Here is a 21,067-nt window from a genome sequence, read left to right on the forward strand (position 1 = left end):
GCCGCTACTTCTCCCAGCCCACCGTGGTGTAGTCGACGCTGGCCAGGCCGAACGCGCCGTAGTTCGCCAGGCCCTTGCGGCTCGCGACGACCGTCGGCCGCTGGTACAGCTCGACGGTGTGGCCGAGCTCCCAGATCTTGGCGTCCGCCTGGTTGTACAGCTTCGCGGCCTCCACCGGGTCGATGGTGCCGGCCGCCTTCTTGAGCAGCCCGTCGATCTCGGGCGTGCCGAGCTTGGAGTAGTTGCCGAAGACGTTGTCGCCCTGCGGCAGGCGGAAGTTGCCGAGGCTGCTGGAGAGCGGGAACGAGTCGGTGTTGCGCCAGCTGGCGATGGAGAACTTGCCCGGGTTGACGTACTTGGTGAAGAAGTCGTTGCTCGGGACCTTGTCGAGCTCGACCTTCACACCGGCCGCCAGCCACATCGACTGGGCCGCGGTGGCCAGGTCGAGCTGGGCCTGCGGAGCGGCGTCGGTGAGCACCCAGTGCAGGGTCAGCGGCTGGCCGTCCTTGGTGCGCGGCTGCCCGCTGCCGGCCTCCTTCCAGCCCGCCTCGTCCAGCGCCTTCTTGGCCGCGGCCAGGTCGAACTTGGCCCACTCGCCCGAGTTGTCCTGGTAGCCGGCCTGGTTGGGCATGAAGATGTGGTTGCCCAGCGGCTTGAACTCCACCGGCACGCCGTTGTTGGCGATCTTGATCAGCGAGGGGCGGTCCAGTGCCTTGCCGAGCGCCTGGCGCACCTTCTGGTCCGCCAGCGGGCCGCCGCCGCCGAACGAGATGTGCACCTCGTCCCACGGGCTGGCGGTCCGGATCACCGCGTCCTTGGCGTCCTTGAGCTGCCCGTACGCGGTGGCGGTGCCCGCCGTGGCGAAGTCGATCTCGTTGTTCAGGAACGCCTGGGTGGTCGCCGACTGGGACATCACCCGGAAGGTGATCTTCTCGACCTTGGGCTTGTTCCCCCACCAGGCCGGGTCCGGGACCAGCGTGATGGTCTGCGCGGTCTTGTCCGCCGTACCGATCTTCAACGCGCCGGCGGTGATCGGGATCTTCTCGACCCAGCCCTTGTTGAAGTCGTCGGCCGTGCTGATCCCGGCTGCCGGGATCAGCGGGCGGAACAGGTTCTGCCAGTCCGCGTACGGCTCCGAGAAGCTCACCTTGACCTCGGAGGCGTCGGCGCCCTGCTCGATCCCGGAGATCAGCTCGTAGCCGGAGGAGTCGGCGATGTTGTAGCCGTCCTTCTTGCCCCCGCTGGCCTCCCAGTCCGCCTTGAAGTCCAGGTAGCCGAGCGGCTTGCCGTCCGACCACTTGGCCTTCGGGTTCAGCTTGTAGGTGACGACCTGCGGCGAGGTCGAGGTGACCTTGGCGTCCACCAGGTAGTCGGGGGCCGGCTTGAAGGTGCCGGTCTCGTCCGTGGTGAAGAGGTTCGGCTCCAGGGCCCGCATGATCTCGACCGCGTCCCCGTAGCGGCCGTCCACCTGGAACGGGTTCCACTGGGTGATCCACTGGTAGAGCGGGAACCGGACCTCCCCGCCGTCGCGCAGCTGGTCCGGCGACTTGGCGTTGACGTCGATCGCGCCCTGTCTCGGGGGCTCGCTCTTGGCCACCTTGTCGGCCGACCCGCCGCCGCCCGAACTGCACGCGGTGGCGGCCAGCGCGACAGCCAGGGCGAGCACGGCGGCCCGGCCGGCACGGCGTACGGGCGTGGTGGAAGCGTCCATGAGGGTTCCCCCCGGGTGAAATCCATCAGGTTGGTGAGGGTTGAGCGTCGCGAGGTGTGGCGAAGCTTGAGCGTGGGCAGCCAAGTCGGTGCCGGCGGAGCGAACGTAACAGCCGATCAGCACGAGTACCAGGGGGCGGAGTTCACACCTGATCCAAACGAAACGGACGGCAACACTGCCGCAACACCCCGGCCTTGAGCCGGTGCAACACTCCTGACCTGGACATTCCCCGACGGCTCCACCAGGGCCACCGACCGAAGGCCACCCACCGATGCCCACCCCACGCGTCGGCCCCGCCCCCACCCCGGGCGGCCGCTGATGCTCCGCTACCTGGCGAAGCGGCTCAGCTACTACGCGGTGCTGCTGATAGCCGCCGTGTTCCTGGCGTACGCGCTGTCCGCCGCCGCCCTCCAGCCGCGCGCCTACTTCGAGGCCAAGGTGCCGCGACCGGCCGCCGCCTCGGTCGAGCGCCAGCTCACCGACCTCAACCTGAACGACCGCACCCCCGTCGTCGAGCGCTTCGGCCGCTGGGCCGGCGACCTGCTCCACGGGGACCTCGGGCGCACCATCCACGACACCCCGGTGGCGGACGACTTCGGCCGGCGGATCTGGGTCTCACTGCGCCTGCTGCTCATCGGCAGCCTGCTCGGGATGGCCCTGGGCGTGGCCGCCGGGGCCTGGAGCGCGGTGCGCCAGTACCGGATATCCGACCGGCTGCTCACCGTCTTCTCCTTCGTGATGCTCTCCACCCCGGTCTTCCTGGTCGCGCTCTTCCTCAAGAACGGCGCCATCGCCGCCAAGGACGTCGCCGGCCACGAGGTGATCCCCTTCACCGGCTACGAGACCCCCGGGCTGGCCGGCGGGATCGGCGCCCACCTCGGCGACTGGGCGCTGCACCTGCTGCTGCCCACCCTCTCGCTGGCGCTCGGCGGCCTCGCCACCTACAGCCGCTACCAGCGCGGCACCATGCTCGACGTGCTCGGCTCCGACTACCTGCGCACCGCCGAGGCCAAGGGCCTCACCCGCGGCCGCGCCCTGGTCAAGCACGGGCTGCGGACGGCGGTGATCCCGATGTCGACGATGTTCGCCTACAGCTTCCTGGGCATCTTCACCGGCGCCGCCTTCACCGAGACCATCTTCGGCTGGCACGGGATGGGCGAGTGGTTCATCCAGTCCATCAACGAACAGGACGTCAACTCGGTCGTCGCCGTGAACCTGTTCGCCGCGGTGGTGGTGCTCGCCTCCGGCTTCCTCGCCGACACCCTGCACGCCGCCCTCGACCCGCGCGTGCGGTCCTGACCGGAGGAGAGCCGCCATGACCGCCGTCACCACGGAACCCGCCGAGCCCGCCGAGCCCGCCCGGTCCACCGGTTCCGCCGTACCCGCTCCGCCCGCCGCACCCGCCGCACCGGCCGCACCCGTGCTGCCGCTCGTCGCGGGCGCCCCAGGCGCGCTCGACCTACCCGCCGTCGCGGCCGCACCGGGCGTCGCCGCCCCGCCCGTCGGCACCCCCGCGGCGGCCGGCCGCGGCCGGCTCGTCCTGGCCCGGCTGCTCGCCGCCCGCTGGGCGGTGGCCGGCACCGTCGTCGTCCTGCTGCTGTTCGCGCTCGCCTTCGGCGGCCAGTACCTCACCCCCTGGGACTACGCCACCCCCGACTACACCGCCCTGCGCCAACCCCCCTCCGGCAGCCACTGGTTCGGCACCAACGGGGTCGGCCAGGACGTCTTCGCGCAGACCGTCCGCGGACTGCAGAAGTCCCTGGTGATCGGCCTGCTGGTGGCGCTCTTCTCGACCGTGCTGGCCTCCCTGGTCGGCGCCTGCGCCGGGTACTTCGGCGGCTGGACCGACCGGGTGCTGATGTTCCTGGTCGACCTGATGCTGGTCTTCCCCAGCTTCCTGATCATCACGATCATCTCGCCCCGGCTGAAGGGCACCGGCTGGCTCGCCTTCGTGCTGCTGCTCGCCCTCTTCAACTGGATGATCACCGCCCGGGTGGTCCGCTCGATGACCATCTCGCTGCGCGAGCGCGAATTCGTCCGCGCCGCACAGTTCATGGGGGTGCGGCCGCTGCGCGTCATCACCCGGCACGTCCTGCCGAACGTCGCCTCCTTCCTCATCATCGACGCCACCATCGCGGTCGGCGGCGCCGTGATGAGCGAGACCGCGCTCTCCTACTTCGGCTTCGGCGTGAAGGCCCCCGACGTCTCGCTCGGCACCCTGCTCGCCGCCGGGACCAGCGACGCCCCGGTGTTCCCCTGGCTGTTCTACTTCGCCGCCGGGCTGCTGGTGCTCTTCGTCCTGGCCGTCAACCTGATCGGGGACGGGCTGCGCGACGCCCTCGACCCGACCACCGAGGTCGCCCGTACCCCTCGTAGGAAGCGCGGAAGAACGTGACCACCACCGTCGAGACCCCGCTGCTGGCCGTCCGCGACCTGCGGGTCGACTTCACCGGACCGCGCGGCGCCACCGTCCCCGCCGTCCGCGGCGTCGACCTCAGCCTGCGCCGCGGCGAGACCCTGGGCATCGTCGGCGAGTCCGGCTCCGGCAAGTCCGTGACCGCCCTGGCCGTGCTCGGACTGCTGCCGGGCACCGCCCGGGTCCGGGGCTCGGTGGCCCTGGACGGCAGGGAGCTGGTCGGCCTGCCCGGCCGTGAGCTCGCCGCCATCCGCGGCAGCCGGGTCGCCATGGTCTTCCAGGACCCGCTCTCCGCCTTCACTCCCGTCTACCGGATCGGCGACCAGATCGTCGAGGCGCTCCGGATCCACCAGCGCCTCGACAAGCAGGCCGCCCGCGAACGGGCCGCCGAACTGCTCGACCTGGTCGGCATCCCGGCCCCGGACCGCGCGCTGGACAGCTTCCCGCACGAGTTCTCCGGCGGGATGCGCCAGCGCGCGATGATCGCCATGGCCATCGCCAACGACCCCGACATCCTGCTCGCCGACGAGCCCACCACCGCCCTGGACGTCACCATCCAGGCCCAGGTGCTCGACGTCCTGCGCACCGCCCAGCGCGAGACCGGCGCCGCGCTCGTCCTGGTCAGCCACGACCTCGGAGTGATCGCCGGGATGGCCGACCGGGTCGCCGTGATGTACGCGGGCCGGGTGGTCGAGACGGCCGGCGTGGACGAACTCTTCGCCGCGCCCCGCCACCCCTACACGCTGGGCCTGATCGGCGCGGTGCCGAGGCTGGACGGCCGGGGCGGACCGCTGGTGCCGATCCCCGGCGCCCCCGCGCCGATGGCCGAACTGCCGCCCGGCTGCCCGTTCGCCGCGCGCTGCCCGCTGGTCGAGGAGCGGTGCCGGACGACGGAGCCGGACCTGGGCGGACCGGCGGCGTCCGGCGGGAGTGCCGAGGAGGCGCACCTGGCCGCCTGCGTGCGGGCCGGGGAACTGGCCGAACGCCGGCCCGCGCCCGCCGAGGTCTACCCCGTACCGCCGGTGCCACCGGCCGCGGCCGCCGTGTCCGGGCCGCGCGGGGAGCGCCCGGCGGTGCTCTCCGTCAGCGGCCTCACCAAGACGTTCCCGCTGCTCAAGGGCACCGTCTTCAAGCGCCGGATCGGCGAGGTCTACGCCGTGGACGGGGTCGAGCTGGACATCCGGCAGGGCGAGACGCTCGGCCTGGTCGGCGAGTCCGGCTCCGGGAAGTCCACCACCCTGTTCGAGCTGCTGCGGCTCGCGAAGCCGGAGTCGGGCCGGATCGAGCTGCTCGGGCAGGACACCGCCGCGCTCTCCCGCTCGGCCGCCCACCGGATGCGGTCCCACCTGCAGATCGTCTTCCAGGACCCGATGGCCAGCCTCGACCCCCGGATGCCGATCGGTGACATCGTCGCCGAACCGCTGCGGGCCCAGGGCACCGACCGTGCTGAGATCGGCCGCCGGGTGCCCGGACTGCTGCGGCAGGTCGGCCTGGATCCGGCGCACGCCGTCCGCTACCCGCACCAGTTCTCCGGCGGACAGCGCCAGCGGATCTCGATCGCCCGGGCCCTGGCCGTCCGGCCGAAGCTGCTGGTGCTGGACGAACCGGTCTCCGCGCTGGACGTCTCCATCCAGGCCGGGGTGCTCAACCTGCTCCAGTCGCTCAAGGCCGAGCTGGGCCTGTCCTACCTCTTCGTCTCGCACGACCTGTCGGTGATCCGGCACCTCGCGGACCGGGTGAGCGTGATGTACCTCGGGCGGACCGTCGAACAGGGCGAGGTCTCCGCCGTCTTCGAGCGGCCCCGGCACCCGTACACCCGGGCGCTGCTCTCCGCCGTGCCACTGCCGGACCCGGCCGCCGAGCGGGCCCGCAGCCGCATCCTGCTGGCCGGCGACCCGCCCTCGCCGACCGCGCGGCGCACCGGCTGCCCGTTCCGCACCCGCTGCCCCGTCTACGCCGGGCTCGAAGCCGGGGCGCGCACCCGCTGCGACACCGAGGCCCCGCCGCTGACCGGCCCCGCGCCGGACCTGGACCACCAGGCGGCCTGCCACTACCCGGAGTAGTGGCACCCGGCGGCGCCGACCGTCACCGAGCGTGACCGGATCGTCTCGATTCGGCAGATCGGCCGGACTCCGTGTAATGTCGTGCGGGTCAGCAGGCGCCGCTAGCTCAGTTGGTTAGAGCAGCTGACTCTTAATCAGCGGGTCCGGGGTTCGAGTCCCTGGCGGCGCACATGGCAAGGTCTCAGGCCGTCCACTCCGGTGGGCGGCCTGAGGCGTTTCCGGGGCCTGCGCCGGGAGGCTCCGGCGCGGGGCTCAGCGGGTGTCCAGGATCGCCGAGGCCACCGCGTCCGGGCGGTCGAACATCAGCAGGTGCCCGGCCGGGGCCGTGCTGCGGAAGTCGCCCCCGAGCAGCGCGGCGAGACCGCGCTGCTCGGCCAGCCGGTCCAGGGTGCGGCTGCCGCGGCACCCGTCGTCGGCGGCGAGCACGGTGACCGGCAGTCCGGGCGGCAGCGGTGCGGCGCCCCGCAGTTCGTCCAGTTCGGCGGCCATGTCGAGGTAGCACGCGTTCTCCCGGAGCAGGGCGCGCAGGGCGCGCCCGGTCCGGTAGCAGTGCCGGACCAGCGGCACCGGGGCGAGGTCCTCGTGGCGGACGGTGGTCGCCCGGGCGACCAGCCCGCGCACGGTGGGCCCGAGCAGGTACGGCGCCGCGACGGCCGTGGCCGCGCCCGCGACCGCGCGGGCCGCCAGGTCGCGCAGCCCCGGGGCCGGCAGCGGCCGCGGGTCCGACTCGACGCTGCCGTCCAGCAGGACCAGCCCGGCCGTCCGGCCCGGGTGGAGCCGCGCGAAGGCCTCGACGTGGAACCCCGCCAGCGAGTGGCCCGCCACCGTGCACGGCTCGCGCAGTCCGAGCGCGTCCAGCACGCCCCGGATGCGGGCCGCCTCCCCCGCCGCCGTCGGGGCCGGCCGGGTGGCGGGCTCGGAGGCGCTCAGCCCGTACCCGGGCCGGTCGAAGCGGACCACCGTCCGGTAGGGGGTGAGGAAGGGCACCACGAGGTCCCAGTCGAACCAGCTGCTGCCCAGCCCCCCGGTGAGCAGGCAGACCGGTCCGCCGCCCTCGGTGCGCACGTGCAGGGGCGTCCCGTCGATCCGCAGGAACATCGCGGAGTCGTGCGCCCCCGATCCGGTCATCGCGGTTCCACCCCCTCGCCCGCCGGCCGGAGCGGCAGGGCGGCGACGGCGAGCCGTGTCCCCCGGCGGCCGGGGCGGGAGCTGGGCACGTTCCCACCCTAACCGGGCACGAACTCCGCCCCAACCGGGCGGAAACGGGCGCTGGGCCGAGGGTGGACGGGCCCTTCGCCCCCGGTGGTTCGGGGCACCCGGCCGGACCGTGTATTGTTCTCCAGGTCAGCAGGCGCCGCTAGCTCAGTTGGTTAGAGCAGCTGACTCTTAATCAGCGGGTCCGGGGTTCGAGTCCCTGGCGGCGCACAGACACTTGGGGAGCCTCTCGCAGTCGCGAGAGGCTCCCTGATTTTTTTGCCCTTCGGCGTCCGTTTTGCGTGTGATGTCGGTCTCGCTTGCCGCTTCGGCGGAGCCAATCGGCCCGCTCGGCACGTCCTGGGCTGTACACCGGAAACGGGGCAAAGGTCCCCAACCGTCGACATTCCCGTTTTGTGCTGGCCGCACGGTTCGCCCGCAGGAAAGGCTGCCGCTTTGTCCCCAAACACCCGGAGCGGCCGACGCACGCCGTCCCTCGGGCTCCGCCCGGTGGAGCGCCTGAAGCGCTCCCCGGAGGGTCCGGCCGGCGGCCGCAGGCCGCGCCGCCCGAAGCGCACCGGCTGGCGCCGGCTGATCCCGACCTGGCGGATGAGCCTGCTCGGCCTCGCGGCCGCGCTGCTGCTCGGCGTCGGCCTGTTCGCGCTGGGCATCGCCCTGGTGAAGGTGCCGGACGCGCACGCCGCCGCGACCGCCCAGAGCAACACCTGGCTCTACCAGGACGGCTCGGTGGTCGCCCGGACCGGCCAGACCAACCGGCAGAACGTCGGCCTGGACAAGGTCTCCCCCGCCGCCCAGCACGCCGCGCTGGCCGCCGAGGACCGCAACTTCTACCACGAGGGCGCCGTCAACGTGTCCGGTCTGGTCCGCGCCGCCGTCAACACGGCCAAGGGCGAGGGCACCCAGGGCGGCTCGACGATCACCCAGCAGTACGTGAAGAACACCTACCTGAACCAGAAGCAGTCCGTCACCCGGAAGGTGAAGGAACTCTTCATAGCGATCAAGGTGGACGCCACCGAGACCAAGGACGCCGTCCTGTCCGGCTACCTCAACACCTCGTACTACGGGCGCGGCGCCTACGGGATCCAGGCCGCCGCCCAGCAGTACTTCGGTGTCGACGCCGCCGCGCTCGACCCGGCGCAGGGCGCCTACCTGGCCGCCCTGCTGAACGCCCCGAGCGCCTACGACGTGGCCACCGCCACCCCGGCCGGCAAGCAGAACGCGGTCAACCGCTGGAACTACGTCCTGGACGGCATGGTGAAGGAGGGCTGGCTCTCCGCCGAGGAGCGGGCCGCCACCGCCTTCCCCGACGTCAAGGGCCCGCAGGCCCAGCTCGGCCTCTCCGGTCAGGCCGGCTACCTGGTCAACGCGGCGACCGAGTACCTCACCGCCAACAACGTCATCACCGAGTCCGAGCTGGCCAAGGGCGGCTACACCATCAAGCTGAGCGTCGACCCGGCGCGCCAGCAGGCCCTCCAGGACTCGGTCCAGGCGCAGCTGCACGACACCCTCGACCCGGACAAGCGGAAGAAGGACGCGAACGCCCAGGCCGGCGCCGTCTCCGTCGACCCGAGGACCGGTGCCGTGGTCGCCCTCTACGGCGGCGTCGACTACACCAAGCACTACGTGGACAACGCCACCCGCCGGGACTACCAGGCCGGGTCCACCTTCAAGGCGATCGCCCTGGCGGCGGCCCTGGAGAACGGCGCCAAGACCCAGTCCGGCCAGACCGTCACCCCGCGCACCGTCTACGACGGCACCAGCGGGCGCAAGGTCCGCGGCGGCAAGGGCACCCCGTACGCGCCGCCGAACGAGGGCGACAAGAGCTACGGCCAGGTCACCCTGCAGCAGGCCACCGACTGGTCGGTGAACTCGGTGTTCGCCCAGCTCGCCCAGGACACCGGCCTGCAGAAGGTCCGCGACACCGCCGTCGCGCTCGGCCTGCCCAGCAACACCCCCGGGCTCGACCCGGTGCCGTCCATCCCGCTCGGCGCCGCCACCCCGAGCGTGCTCGACATGGCCGGCGTGTACGCCACGCTGGACAACGGCGGCAAGCAGATCACCCCCTGGCTGGTGCAGTCGGTGGACCGCGAGGGCGAGGCGCTCGCGCTGCCGTCCCACAAGACCACCCAGGCGGTCGGCGAGGAGACCGCCCGCCAGGTGACCTCGATGCTGGAGGGCGTCGTCGGCGACCCGGGCGGCACCGGCTGGCGGGCGAAGTCGCTGGGCCGCCCGGTCGCCGGCAAGACCGGGACGACGGACGACCAGAAGTCGGTCTGGTTCGTCGGGTACACCCCCGAGCTGGTGACCTCGGTGGCGCTGTTCGGCCAGGATCCGGGCAGCGGCGCCCAGGTCAGCCTCAGCGGTACCGGCGGGATCGACGGCGCGGCGGGCGGCCAGTACCCCGCCCAGATCTGGACGAGCTACATGAAGGCCGCGCTCAAGGGGCAGCCGGTCACCGACTTCGCCGAGCCCTCGGGCAAGGACTGGTCGGGCGGCAGCGGCACGGCCGGCCCCGCCGACAGCTCGCCGTCGCCGTCCGGGTCGGCCTCGCCGTCGGCCACGCCCGGGAGCGGCGCGACCGGCGGGACGACCGGCGGCGCGGGCAACGGCTCCGGCCCGACCGGCACGCCGGGCGGCCCGGGCGGCTCCGCCGGTACGGACCAGGACGGCTCGCGGTCCGGTGGCGCGACCACCGCACCGACCCAGCAGCCGACCCAGCAGCCGACCTCCCAGCCGACCGGCCGGCCCACCCGGTCGCCGCAGCCGACCACCGGGCCCACCACGGCCCCGACCACCGGGCCGACCACCGCGCCCCAGCCTTCGGGCGGCACGGGGACGGGGACGGGCACGGGGTCCGGTTCGGGCACGGGCGCGGGGTCGCCGGCGGGGGCCGGCGCGGGCACCGGGCAGTAGCCGGCCGCGGGCGGCGCCCTCCGACGGGCCCGGAGCGGAGCCACCCGGCTCCGCTCCGGGCCCGTTCCGCGTTCCCGCGGGCAGGGCGGCCACCGTGGCGGACCCCGCCACTGCGCACAGTTCAGTGCAGGACCAAATGACGAAATGGCGCCTTACCGAATCGGCGGTATGACTGTCACAATGCCTCGGTGCACAGCTCAAAGCCCCTGACCGGCCACGCTCCGGGCAGAACTCTCGGCCTCTCCCTCGCCCTGGTCTCCGCGTTCGCCTTCGGCGGCTCCGGCACCGCCGCCAAGCCGCTGATCGAGGCGGGACTCTCACCGCTGCACGTGGTCTGGCTCCGGGTGACCGGCGCCGCCGTGGTCCTGCTCCCGCTGGCCTACCGCCACCGGGCCGCCGTGCTCCGCCGGCCCGGCCTGCTGATCGGCTTCGGGCTGCTCGCCGTCGCCGGCGTCCAGGCCTGCTACTTCGCGGCGATCTCCCGGATCCCGGTCGGCGTCGCCCTGTTGATCGAGTACCTCGGACCGCCGCTGCTCATCGGCTACGTGAAGTTCGTCCAGCGCAAGCCGATCAGCCGGGGCGCCGCCGTCGGCGCCGGGGTGGCCGTGGCCGGTCTGGCCTGCGTGGTGGAGGTCTGGAACGGCCTGGGCTTCGACGCGCTGGGCGTGCTCTTCGCCCTCGGGGCGGCCTGCTGCCAGGTCGGCTACTTCGTGCTGGCCGACGCCGGCAGCCGGGGCGACCGCCCGGTCGACCCGATCGCCGTCAGTGCCTTCGGGCTGCTGATCGGCGCGGTCGTGCTCACCGTCCTCACCCGCCCCTGGGAGGCCGACTGGGGGCTCCTCGGCGGGCAGGTCGTGATGAACGGGCACTCGCTGCCCGCACTGCTCCCGGCCGCCTGGATGGTCCTGGTCGCGACCGTGCTCGCCTACCTGACCGGGGTGGTCTCCGTCCGGCACCTGTCGCCGCCGGTCGCCGGGGTGGTGGCCAACCTGGAGGCGGTCGTCGCCACCGTGCTGGCCTGGATCCTGCTCGGCGAGCACCTGGGCCTGCCCCAGACGGCCGGCGGCCTGCTGGTGCTGGCGGGCGCGTTCGCGGCCCAGGCGAGCAAGCCGTCCCCCGCCGCGGCACCGGTGGAGGTCGCGGCACCGACGGACGACCTGACGGGGGCGACCGCGCTCGGCGAGCGCCCGGCGCGGACCGCCGGGGCCCCGGACGACGGGGAGCGCGGAACCGCCGTGGTCAGCGGCCGACCGAGCCGAACCAGTCGAGGTGGCTGAGCGGCCACACGACGGCCGCCACCGGCCCGACCACGTTGTCCACCGGTACGGCGCCGCCGCCCGGGCCCCGCTGGTGGTAGCGCGAGTCGGCGGAGTCGCTCCGGTGGTCGCCCTCCACCCAGACGTACCCCTGGGGCACGGTCACCGGACCGAAGTCCAGCCCCGCGCAGGAGTCGTCGCCGGGGTGGAGGTAGGGCTCGTCCACCTTCGCCCCGTCGACCGTCAGCGTGGTGCCGGAGCACTGCACGGTCTGGCCGCCGGTCGCGATGACCCGCTTGACCAGGTAGTTGTCGTCCTTCGGCGGCACCAGGCCGACGAAGCCCAGCACCGAGCCCACGGCCCGGGTGACCGGGTTCCCGTCGGTCGGCTGGGGCGGCAGCCAGTCGCCCGGGTCCTTGAACACCACCGGCTGGCCGGGCTCCGGCTCCCAGCCGGTGAGCGGAGCGAGCTTGTTCACGCCGACCCGGTCGCCGATCCGCAGGGTGTTCTCCATGGACCCGGACGGGATCATGAACACCTGGAACAGGCAGGTCTTGATCAGCAGCGCGACCAGCAGCCCGACCGCGGCCATCACCGGGATCTCGATCCACCAGGGCCGCGGACGGCGCCCGGCCCGGCGGGCCTTCGGGCTCCTGGGCCCCTTGCCGCCCCTCGACGCCTTGCGCGACCGCGCCCGGCGGGCTTCCGCCCGGCCACCGGGAGCACCGTCGGCGCCGCGTCCGGGGCCGGCGGCCGGGGCCTGAGCGCTCCCGGCATCGCCGTGCGTTTCGGGCAGGTTCACCGCCATCGTCGCTGCTCCACCTCTCCGGCTGGGGGAACCTGCACGCTACGCCACCCGGGAAGCCACGCGAAATCGCGCTTTTACCCGTGCCAGACATCGCGGACCCGTCCCGCCGGGGGCCGGCCGGCCTCCGGGACGCGGCCCGGCTCGGGCGCCGGAACGCGGGGAGGAGCGGAGGGACACGAAGGAACGCGAGGAAGCGCGGGCCGATGCGGTCAGGCGCGGGCGATGGCCTCGTGGTGGCGGATGACCTCGGCGATGATGAAGGTGAGGAACTTCTCCGCGAACACCGGGTCCAGGTGGGCGCCGGCCGCCAGCTCCCGCAGGCGGCGGATCTGGTCGCGCTCCCGCGCCGGATCGGCCGGGGGCAGCTTGTGCTCGGCCTTGAGCCGGCCGACCCGCTGGGTCGCCTTGAACCGCTCCGCCAACATGTGGACCACCGCGGCGTCGATGTTGTCGATGCTCTCGCGCAGGCTGGTCAGCTCGGCCCGGACGGCGTCGTCGATCCCGTCGGACGGTCCGGTCTCGGGGGTCGTGGGGTGATCCGTCATCGGGGCGGCTCCGCGGCTCTCTGGGGGTGGGCACCCGACCGTCCGTCGGCCGGGGCTCGGGCCCGGGCAAATCTAACAGGGCGCTCGCCGCGCATCCGCACCATTTGGCTCAGCCGTCCACGATCCGGACGCCGGCCGGACCGGTGACCGGATCGCGGATCGGCCGCCCGGCCAGGGCCGTTGCCGGCCGGCGGGCGGACCGGCCGCCGTCGGGCGCGGCGCCCTGGAGCGTTACCCGTGATCGCCCCCCGGCCTGCCCGTAGGCTGGTGCGCGGCATGACCGGAAGTGACGGGACGGCAGTCCCCCAGTAATGGAGGTACCGATCGTGGCAACCACTCGCACCGCGCACACCGAATGGGACGGCAGCCTGCTCGACGGCAAGGGTCTGGTGACCTTCGACTCGTCCGGCATCGGCGAGTTCCCGGTTTCCTGGCCGGCGCGCGCCGAGACGCCGAACGGCAAGACCAGCCCGGAGGAGCTCATCGCGGGCGCGCACTCCGCGTGCTTCTCGATGGCCCTTTCGCACGGCCTCACCGGCGCGGGCAACCCGCCCACCAGGCTGGAGACCAAGGCGGACGTCACCTTCCAGCCCGGCACCGGCATCACCGGCATCCACCTGACCGTCGTCGGCACGGTGCCCGGCCTCGACGAGGCGGGCTTCGTGAAGGCCGCCGAGGACGCCAAGGCGAACTGCCCGGTGAGCCAGGCCCTGACCGGGACGACCATCACCCTGACGGCCACGCTGGCCTGACGCACCGCCGCCCGCCGCTCCCCGGCGGCGCGCTCCCAGCGCTCGACAAGCGCCCGGGGCGCACTTGTGGAGCACACGCCCCTGGCGCACATCATGTGATGTGTACCGGGGGCGTCTGCATGTACCACCTCAGATGCCGTGAAAGCAGGCAAATCACCCTGGCGGCGGTCACCGCGTGTTGCCGCCGCGTCCTATGATCGGCCGCAGCGCCCTGTTCTTCACGCGGATCCCCCACGCGAACGCTCCACAGCGAGCGTTGCGCACCGGACCGTGAGGACCTCGACAGGGCGCGGGAGCCGGCCGCCGCAGTTCCAGGTGACCGGCCTGACCAGCATCAAGCGTCAGCAGCGGACGGGAGCATGCCGTGCCGGGCCAGAACGAGGGGGCCGACGCACACCCAAGCGTGCGGCACGAACAACCGCACCAGCACCGCCACCTCATCTTTCCGAACCTCCGCCCGGCCCAGGGCACCGACCGGGCACCCGGTGCCGCGTCGGACGACGCGCCCGACGCGGGATCAGGACGGCGGCCGGGCACCGACGATGCGCCGGGCGCCGCCCGCTGTCCCACCTGCTCGGCCCCGCTCGCCGACGGAACGCACCGGCCCGCCGACCCGGCCGATCCCGCCCCCGCTCCCCCGCCCGGGAGCACCGACCGCCTGCTGGCCGCGCTGAGCGCCAGCGAGTCCCGGTTCCGGGCCGCCTTCTGCGACGCCGGGATCGGCATGGCCCTGCTCGACCCCGACGACCGGATCATCGAGGTCAACCCGGCCTTCGCCACCCTGGTCGGCTGCGGGGTCGTCGACCTGGTCCACACCCACATCCACGACATCATCGACCCGGAGGGCATGCCCGACCGGCTCTTCCCCGAGCTGGTCCGCGGTGACCGCGAACGCGTCCGGGTGGAGAAGCAGCTCAAGCACCGCGAGGGCCGCACGGTGTGGAGCAAGGTGACCATCTCCCTGATCCGGGACGGCGCCGGCAACCCGCAGTACACGCTCGCCATGGTCGAGGACATCACCGAACAGCGCCGGCTCGGCGACCGCCTGGAGTACCAGGCGCTGCACGACCCGCTGACCCGGCTCCCCAACCGGACCTTCTTCTTCGACCGGCTCGACGCGGCCTGCCTCACGGCCGGGACCACCGCGACCGCGCCGGAGACCGCGGAGACGGCGGCGGACCGGCCGGACGGCCGTCGGGTCGGGGTCTGCTACCTGGACCTCGACGGCTTCGCCGCGATCAACGAGACCCTCGGCCACCACATCGGCGACCAGTTGCTGATCGCGGTCGCCGCCCGGCTCCGGCACGGCGTCTCCGACCACAGCTCCCACCTGGTCGCCCGGATGGGCGGTGACGAGTTCGCCGTCCTGGTGGCCGACAGCCGGGGCAGCGAGCAGCTCACCGAACTGGCCGCCCGGCTCCTCGAAGCGCTCGAACGCCCCTTCGACGTGGCCGGGCACCGGCTGGCGGTCACCGCCAGCGTCGGCGTCGTCGAGCGGTCGGTGCACGAGACCACGCCCGCCGACCTGGTCAAGGACGCCGACTCCACGCTGTACTGGTCGAAGGCCGACGGCCGGGCCCGCTGGACCCTCTACGACCCGGACCGGGGTGCCCACCAGCTGACCCGTCAGCTGCTCGCCACCGCGCTCCGTCCGGCCCTGGAGCGCGGCGAGTTCACCGTCGAGTACCAGCCGCTCGTCGGCCTCGCCGACGGCGCCGTGCACGGTGCCGAGGCCCTGGTCCGCTGGCGCCACCCGCGCTACGGGACACTCTCGCCCGACCGCTTCATCCCGCTCGCCGAGGAGTCCGGCGCGATCGTGCCGCTGGGCACCTGGGTGCTGGAGGAGTCCTGCCGCCAAGCCCGGCGCTGGCTCACGGAGTTCCCGGACAACGAGACCTTCGTGAGCGTCAACCTGGCCGCCCGTCAGATCTGGGACTCCGACGTGGTCGCCGACGTGGCCCGGGCCCTGGAGAGCTCCGGCCTGCCGGCCCGGCTCCTGCAACTGGAGATCACCGAGAGCGCGTTGCTCGGCCCCGGCGGGCGGCCGCTGCAGTCCCTGCAGGCCCTCGCCGACATGGGCGTCCGGATCGCCATCGACGACTTCGGCACCGGCTACTCCAACCTCGCCTACCTCTCCCGGCTGCCGGTGCACGTCCTGAAACTGGACGGCACCTTCATCGAGGGCTTCCGCGACCCGGACCCGGCCGGCCGCACCGGCCTCCCCGGGGCCGGCTCGCGCCGGAGCGACGCCGACGAGCAGATCGTCGGCGCCATGGTGCAGTTGGCCCACACGCTCGGGCTGACCGTGACCGCCGAGGGGATCGAGAGCGCGGCGCAGGCCGAACGGCTGCGGCTCACCGGCTGCGACACCGCGCAGGGCTGGTACTTCGCCAAGCCCGGTGAGGCGGAGCACGTCGCCGCGATACTCCGCGAGCGCCGCCCTCGGCCGGCCACGCCGTGACGACGGCCCGGCCGCGCCCCTGTCGGGGCACCGGCCGGGCCGGGAACCGGACCCGCCGGTGGGCTCAGGCGCCGGCGGCCGCCTCGCCGGTGAGCCCGTAGGCCCGGGCGATCAGCCCGTACGAGCGGTGCCTGGCCTCGTGGCCGTGGATGTGCGAGGTGACCATCAGCTCGTCCACCCCCGTCCGCTTGCGCAGCGACTCCAGCCCGTCGGCGACCTCGCCGGGCGAGCCGAGGACGACGTTGCCCAGCCAGTCGTCCACGAAGTCGGCCTCCACCGGGCTGTACGGGTAGCTCTCCGCCTCCTCGGGGGTGGGGATCGGGCCCGGGTTCCCCCGGCGCAGGCGCAGCATGCCGAGCGCCGAGGAGCGCGCGAGCCTGCGGGCGGCCTCCCGGTCGTCGGCCGCGACCGCGTTCACCCCGATCAGCGCGTACGGCTCGGCGAGCACGGCCGAGGGGCGGAACGACGACCGGTAGAGGTCGAGGGCCGGGATGGTGTTGGTGCTGCTGAAGTGGTGGGCGAAGGCGAACGGCAGACCGAGCCGGCCGGCCAGCTGGGCGCTGAAGCCGGAGGAGCCGAGCAGCCAGATCGGCGGCCGGCCGGCACTCCGGGGAACGGCCGCGAGCCGGGCGTAGGGGTGGCCGTCCGGGAAGTCGCCGTCCAGGAAGTGGGTCAGCTCGGAGAGCTGCTGGGGGAAGTCGTCGGCCCCCTCGGCGAGGCCGCGCCGCAGCGCCCGGGCGGTCGCGGGGTCGGTGCCGGGGGCGCGGCCGAGCCCGAGGTCGATCCGGCCGGGGTGCAGCGCCTCCAGGAGGCCGAACTGCTCCGCGATCCCCAGCGGCGCGTGGTTGGGCAGCATCACGCCCCCGGACCCGAGCCGCAGCGTCGTGGTGTGGGCCCCGAGGTGGGCGAGCAGGACGGCGGGCGTCGAGCTGGCGACGCCCGGCATGCCGTGGTGCTCGGCGACCCAGAACCGGTGGTAGCCCCACTCCTCGGCGCTGCGGGCCAGGGCCGTGGTCGAGGCCAGCGCCTCGGCCGGGGTGTAGCCGGCGCCCACGGTGGCCAGGTCCAGGATGGAGAGCGGCGCGGGCGCCGAGCCCCGGGCGGTGCCCCGGATCGCCGCGTGGCTCCGCGGTCCGGGCCCGCGCTCCTGCTGGTCGTCGGTGGTCATGCCGTCCGCCCTCCTGGCCGTCCTGCCGGTGTCCGTGTGGCGTCTGGGACGGCCGCGCACCTCGTCCGCGGCCCCGCCACTGCCAAGGGGGGTCAACCACGCCGCCGGGCCGGGTGTTCCCGCTCCCCGGCTCCACCGTGCGACCACCCGCCTACCGACCGTTCGGCTGACTCAGAGCCAGCGCGCGAACACGTGTGGCGACTTCACGCCAGCGCGGGAAGTCGCCAGCCGCAGGGCTCGCGACGGGCGGGCGGCGTCCGGCAGGCTAGGACGCAGAGCGGATCACCCAACGGGATCCACTCCCACCTGCAAGGTCGTCGGGCTGGACCAGCACCGATCGATCCCCGCGAGCCCCTGGAACGGCACCCCGCTCCAGGGGCTCGCGTCGTGTGAGGCCGAGCACAGCCGGGGTGCTTCATGGCATGAAAAGTCGAGGCGCTAGCGTTGTCCCCTGCAGCCATCTGCTCCCCCGGGCAGCCTGGAGGGAGTACCTGACTTGGACATCGCGACGGTGATCGGATCCTCATGGATCTGCGCCCTGGCTCTCTGCGCCGTACTCGGCGACGCCTTTCTCCCCTTCATCCCCAGCGGGACGCTGGTCATCCTGGCCGTGCTCAAGACGGCCCAGATAGACGGCGCTCCGGTGGTACTGGGATTCGGGGTGGCGATCGCCTCCTTCCTGGGAGACCTCCTGCTGCTCCGGCTGGCCCGCCGGGGCGCCCCCTCGCTGCAGCGACGGCTCGAACACCGGCCGCAGCTGGCGGCCAGCGTGGCCCGGGTCCAGCAGGCGCTGGACGGGCGCACCACCGGGGCCGCGGCCGCCATGGTGGTGGTCGCGCGGTTCGTGCCGGCCGGCCGGACCGTGCTGGACCTGGCCATCGGGCACTCCCCCGCCGAGCCGTACCGCTTCCTGCGCTGGTCGGCCCTGGCCGCCCTGGTCTGGGCCGCCTACATCGTCACGCTGGGCTGGCTCAACAGCCACTGGTTCGACACCGCCTGGCTGAGCCTCGCGGTCTCCTGCGCCGCCGCGACCGTGATCAGCACCGCGATCGCCCGGATCGTGCGGCGCAACCGCCGGCTCGTCGTCACCTGACGCCGCGCCGGCGTGGGCGCGGAACCGCGTCGAGGGCTCCTACGGCACCGCGGCGTCGTCGACGCTGCGGTGCCGCGCCCGTGCGGCCTCCGCCCCAGCAGCTCTCACTCCGGCCTCCGCCCCTGCGGCGTACCGGAGTTCGCGGTTCCGGTCGCGCGGAGGACCGCTCGCCCGCCCCGCCGGGAGCCGATCGCCCAAGACCGTGCAAAACGTCACAGGACCGCAACAGAAGGCCGGCCGTTGCAGCCGGTCGATGCCGGGTAGGCGTGTTGACTGTTGTTGGACCTCGGGGCTTCTTCTTCCTTGATGCCTTCCGCGTCCACATGACATGCTAACGGCGTATTACATATCAATTGCCCGATATGACCGGTGCGGCCCACTGGCGCCCTTCGACCCGGCCGGCGGCACCCAGGGGAGACCATGACCAGCATCTCGCGCAGGACCGTGCTCAGCGCCACCGCCGCGACCGTCGCGCTCGGGGCGGCGGCGGCGTGTTCCAGCAGCGGATCGGGTTCAGGATCGAGTTCCTCCGCCCCCGGCGGCGCCGGCACCGGCACCGGCACCGGCGGGCCGGCGGTGACCGGTACGCCGACCAAGGGGGGCGCCAAGGGCACGCCGATCGGGGACGGCTCCACGTCCGACACCGGCCCCCAGCCGAACCAGCCCAAGCCGGAGAAGCTCAAGCCCGGTGAGCGGCCGCCGCAGTTCGTGGTCTTCTCCTGGGACGGCGCCGGCGGCACCGACGACAACCAGTTCCCCCGCTTCCTCAAGCTGGCCGAGGAACACAAGGCCGCCATGACCTTCTTCCTCTCCGGGATCTACACCCTCCCCAAGGGCAAGGCCGATCTGTACCACCCGCCGAAGCACTCGGTCGGCGCGTCCGACATCCCGTACCTCTCGGACGGCGCGGTGAAGAGCACGATCAAGCTGATCAGCCAGGCCTGGCTGGCCGGCCACGAGATCGGCACCCACTTCAACGGGCACTTCTGCTCGACCCGTTCGGACGGCAACGGCGTCAACAAGTGGACGCCCGAGGACTGGCAGAGCGAGATCGACCAGGCGGTCTCCTTCGTGACCCAGTGGCGCACCAACACCGGCTTCACCGACGTCGACCCGCTCCCCTTCGACTACAAGAAGGAGCTCATCGGCGGGCGGACCCCGTGCCTGGAGGGGCAGAAGGCCCTGCTGCCGACCGCGGCCGCCCTCGGGTGGAAGTACGACGCCAGCTCCTCCGGCGGCCTCCAGATATGGCCGCAGAAGGTGCAGGACGGCAAGGTCTGGGACTTCCCGCTGCAGAGCATCCCGTTCCCCGGGCACTCGTTCCAGGTGCTCTCGATGGACTACAACATCCTCGCCAACCAGTCGGCCGGCAGCACCAAGGGCGACCCGGCGAAGTACGACGACTGGCGCTCCCAGGCCCGGGACTCCTACCTGGCCGGGTTCGACCGGGCCTACAACGGCAACCGTGCGCCCTTCTTCATCGGCAACCACTTCGAGCAGTGGAACGGCGGGATCTACATGGACGCCGTCGAGGAGACGCTCAAGACCATCGCCGGCAAGCCGGAGGTCCGGCTGGTCTCCTTCCGGCAGCTGGTCGAATGGCTGGAGGTCCAGGACCAGTCCACCATCCGCAAGCTGCGTTCGCTGAACGTCGGGCAGGCCCCGGCCGGCGGGTGGGGGACCTTCCTCGGCGCCGCCGGGTGACCGACTCCTGAGGCGCGGCGGGCGGGCACCCGGGGCGCGGGCGCGGTACGCGGACGCCCGGGGCGCGGGCGTGCCGGGTGTGGGCGCCGGCCATGTGTGCGCGCACCGGCGTGGGGCCGGGCGACATGGTCGCCGTGCCCCGCGCTCGGGGACGGTGGTGGGGCGTTCCTCCGCCCCCTCCCCCCTCACGAGGTGACCCTGTGGACAAGGTCCTGGACTCCGCCGCCGAAGCGGTCGGGGACATCCCCGACGGAGCGGTGCTGGCCGTCGGCGGCTTCGGCCTCTGCGGCATTCCCAGCACCCTGATCGGCGCCCTGGCCGCCACCCGCGCCACCGGCCTGCACGTCGTCTCCAACAACTGCGGGGTGGACGACTGGGGGCTCGGCCTGCTGCTGCGGGCCGGCCGGATCGCCCGGATGACCTCCTCCTACGTCGGGGAGAACAAGGAGTTCGCCCGGCAGTACCTCTCCGGCGAGCTGGAGGTGGAGCTGACCCCGCAGGGCACCCTCGCCGAACGGCTGCGCGCCGGGGGCGCGGGCATCCCCGCGTTCTTCACCCCGGCCGGGGTCGGCACCCAGGTCGAGGAGGGCGGGCTGCCCTGGCGCTACGGCGCGGACGGTTCGGTGGCGCTGGCCTCGCCACCGAAGGAGGTCAGGGAGTTCGGCGGGCGCCGCTACCTGCTGGAGGAGGCCGTCACCGCCGACTTCGCGCTGGTCCGCGCCGAGGTCGCGGACCGGCACGGCAACTGCGTGTTCCACGCCGCCGCCCGCAACTTCAACCCGCTCTGCGCCACGGCCGGCCGGACCACGCTGGTCGAGGCCGACCGGATCGTCGCACCGGGCGTGCTGGAGCCGGACGCCGTCCACCTGCCCGGGGTGTACGTCGACCGCCTGGTCCTCGCCGATCCCGCCGACCGCCGCGTCGAGCGCCGCACCGTCCGCACCGCGCTCCAGGAGGCCTGA

General features: G+C 73.3%; 15 protein-coding genes and 2 tRNA genes. 12 read left to right on the plus strand and 5 right to left on the minus strand.

The features are described from left to right. Window positions 1–4 precede the first annotated feature (4 nt). Window positions 5–1,711, minus strand: coding sequence for an ABC transporter family substrate-binding protein (locus tag OG618_RS14225; protein ID WP_329487776.1), 1,707 nt, complete (start codon window positions 1,709–1,711; stop codon window positions 5–7). A 318-nt stretch (window positions 1,712–2,029) separates the two neighbouring features. Between OG618_RS14225 and OG618_RS14230 the strand changes: the two genes are divergently transcribed. The 4 genes from OG618_RS14230 to OG618_RS14245 all read left to right on the plus strand — a co-directional run bounded on the left by OG618_RS14230 (window position 2,030) and on the right by OG618_RS14245 (window position 6,359). Further along, a complete protein-coding gene (locus tag OG618_RS14230; protein ID WP_329487777.1) occupies window positions 2,030–3,010 on the plus strand; it encodes an ABC transporter permease in 981 nt (326 codons plus the stop codon). Window positions 3,011–3,026: 16 nt separating this feature from the next. Beyond that, window positions 3,027–4,106 carry an ABC transporter permease gene (locus OG618_RS14235; RefSeq protein ID WP_329487778.1) on the plus strand — a complete coding sequence of 360 codons (1,080 nt, stop codon included), beginning with the start codon at window positions 3,027–3,029 and terminating at the stop codon, window positions 4,104–4,106. Beyond that, window positions 4,103–6,190 (plus strand): ABC transporter ATP-binding protein, encoded by a 2,088-nt coding sequence (locus OG618_RS14240; protein WP_329487779.1) that lies wholly within the window; start codon window positions 4,103–4,105, stop codon window positions 6,188–6,190. Before OG618_RS14235 ends, OG618_RS14240 begins: the two co-directional genes overlap by 4 nt. Window positions 6,191–6,285: 95 nt before the next feature. Further along, a tRNA-Lys gene (locus tag OG618_RS14245) sits at window positions 6,286–6,359 on the plus strand. An 83-nt stretch (window positions 6,360–6,442) separates the two neighbouring features. Here OG618_RS14245 and OG618_RS14250 read toward each other — a convergent pair. After that, window positions 6,443–7,318, minus strand: coding sequence for an alpha/beta fold hydrolase (locus tag OG618_RS14250; RefSeq protein ID WP_329487780.1), 876 nt, complete (start codon window positions 7,316–7,318; stop codon window positions 6,443–6,445). A 223-nt stretch (window positions 7,319–7,541) separates the two neighbouring features. Here OG618_RS14250 and OG618_RS14255 point away from each other — a divergent pair. The 3 genes from OG618_RS14255 to OG618_RS14265 all read left to right on the plus strand — a co-directional run bounded on the left by OG618_RS14255 (window position 7,542) and on the right by OG618_RS14265 (window position 11,595). Next, window positions 7,542–7,615, plus strand: a tRNA-Lys gene (locus OG618_RS14255). A gap of 279 nt (window positions 7,616–7,894) precedes the next feature. Beyond that, window positions 7,895–10,318, plus strand: coding sequence for a transglycosylase domain-containing protein (locus tag OG618_RS14260; protein ID WP_329487781.1), 2,424 nt, complete (start codon window positions 7,895–7,897; stop codon window positions 10,316–10,318). A 188-nt stretch (window positions 10,319–10,506) separates the two neighbouring features. Further along, the gene (locus OG618_RS14265; protein WP_329487782.1) at window positions 10,507–11,595 is read left to right on the plus strand and encodes an EamA family transporter; all 1,089 of its coding nucleotides are present in this window, start codon (window positions 10,507–10,509) and stop codon (window positions 11,593–11,595) included. Here the strand turns inward: OG618_RS14265 and lepB are convergent. Together lepB and OG618_RS14275 are read right to left on the minus strand one after the other, a co-directional pair. After that, a complete protein-coding gene (gene lepB, locus OG618_RS14270; protein WP_329487783.1) occupies window positions 11,558–12,382 on the minus strand; it encodes a signal peptidase I in 825 nt (274 codons plus the stop codon). The genes OG618_RS14265 and lepB overlap by 38 nt on opposite strands. Window positions 12,383–12,591: 209 nt before the next feature. After that, window positions 12,592–12,927 (minus strand): chorismate mutase, encoded by a 336-nt coding sequence (locus OG618_RS14275; protein WP_329487784.1) that lies wholly within the window; start codon window positions 12,925–12,927, stop codon window positions 12,592–12,594. A gap of 326 nt (window positions 12,928–13,253) precedes the next feature. Here OG618_RS14275 and OG618_RS14280 point away from each other — a divergent pair, with 326 nt between their 5' ends. Beyond that, entirely contained in the window at window positions 13,254–13,679 is a 426-nt protein-coding gene (locus tag OG618_RS14280; RefSeq protein ID WP_329487785.1) for an OsmC family peroxiredoxin, read from the plus strand. 403 nt (window positions 13,680–14,082) lie between these two features. Beyond that, window positions 14,083–16,140 carry a putative bifunctional diguanylate cyclase/phosphodiesterase gene (locus tag OG618_RS14285; protein WP_329487786.1) on the plus strand — a complete coding sequence of 686 codons (2,058 nt, stop codon included), beginning with the start codon at window positions 14,083–14,085 and terminating at the stop codon, window positions 16,138–16,140. A gap of 64 nt (window positions 16,141–16,204) precedes the next feature. Here OG618_RS14285 and OG618_RS14290 read toward each other — a convergent pair whose 3' ends face one another. Continuing rightward, window positions 16,205–17,308, minus strand: a complete 1,104-nt coding sequence (locus OG618_RS14290) for an LLM class flavin-dependent oxidoreductase (RefSeq protein WP_329487787.1) — start codon at window positions 17,306–17,308, stop codon at window positions 16,205–16,207. Between the two features lie 496 nt (window positions 17,309–17,804). Between OG618_RS14290 and OG618_RS14295 the strand changes: the two genes are divergently transcribed. From OG618_RS14295 to OG618_RS14305, 3 genes are all read left to right on the plus strand, one after another. Next, on the plus strand, window positions 17,805–18,401 hold the full coding sequence (locus OG618_RS14295; protein WP_329487788.1) for a DedA family protein: 597 nt from the start codon (window positions 17,805–17,807) through the stop codon (window positions 18,399–18,401). 420 nt (window positions 18,402–18,821) lie between these two features. Further along, window positions 18,822–20,105 (plus strand): hypothetical protein, encoded by a 1,284-nt coding sequence (locus OG618_RS14300; protein WP_329487789.1) that lies wholly within the window; start codon window positions 18,822–18,824, stop codon window positions 20,103–20,105. A gap of 200 nt (window positions 20,106–20,305) precedes the next feature. Beyond that, window positions 20,306–21,067, plus strand: coding sequence for a CoA transferase subunit A (locus OG618_RS14305; RefSeq protein ID WP_329487790.1), 762 nt, complete (start codon window positions 20,306–20,308; stop codon window positions 21,065–21,067).

The sequence above is a fragment of the Kitasatospora sp. NBC_01246 genome, from assembly GCF_036226505.1.
In the GTDB taxonomy this organism is placed as follows: Bacteria; Actinomycetota; Actinomycetes; order Streptomycetales; family Streptomycetaceae; genus Kitasatospora.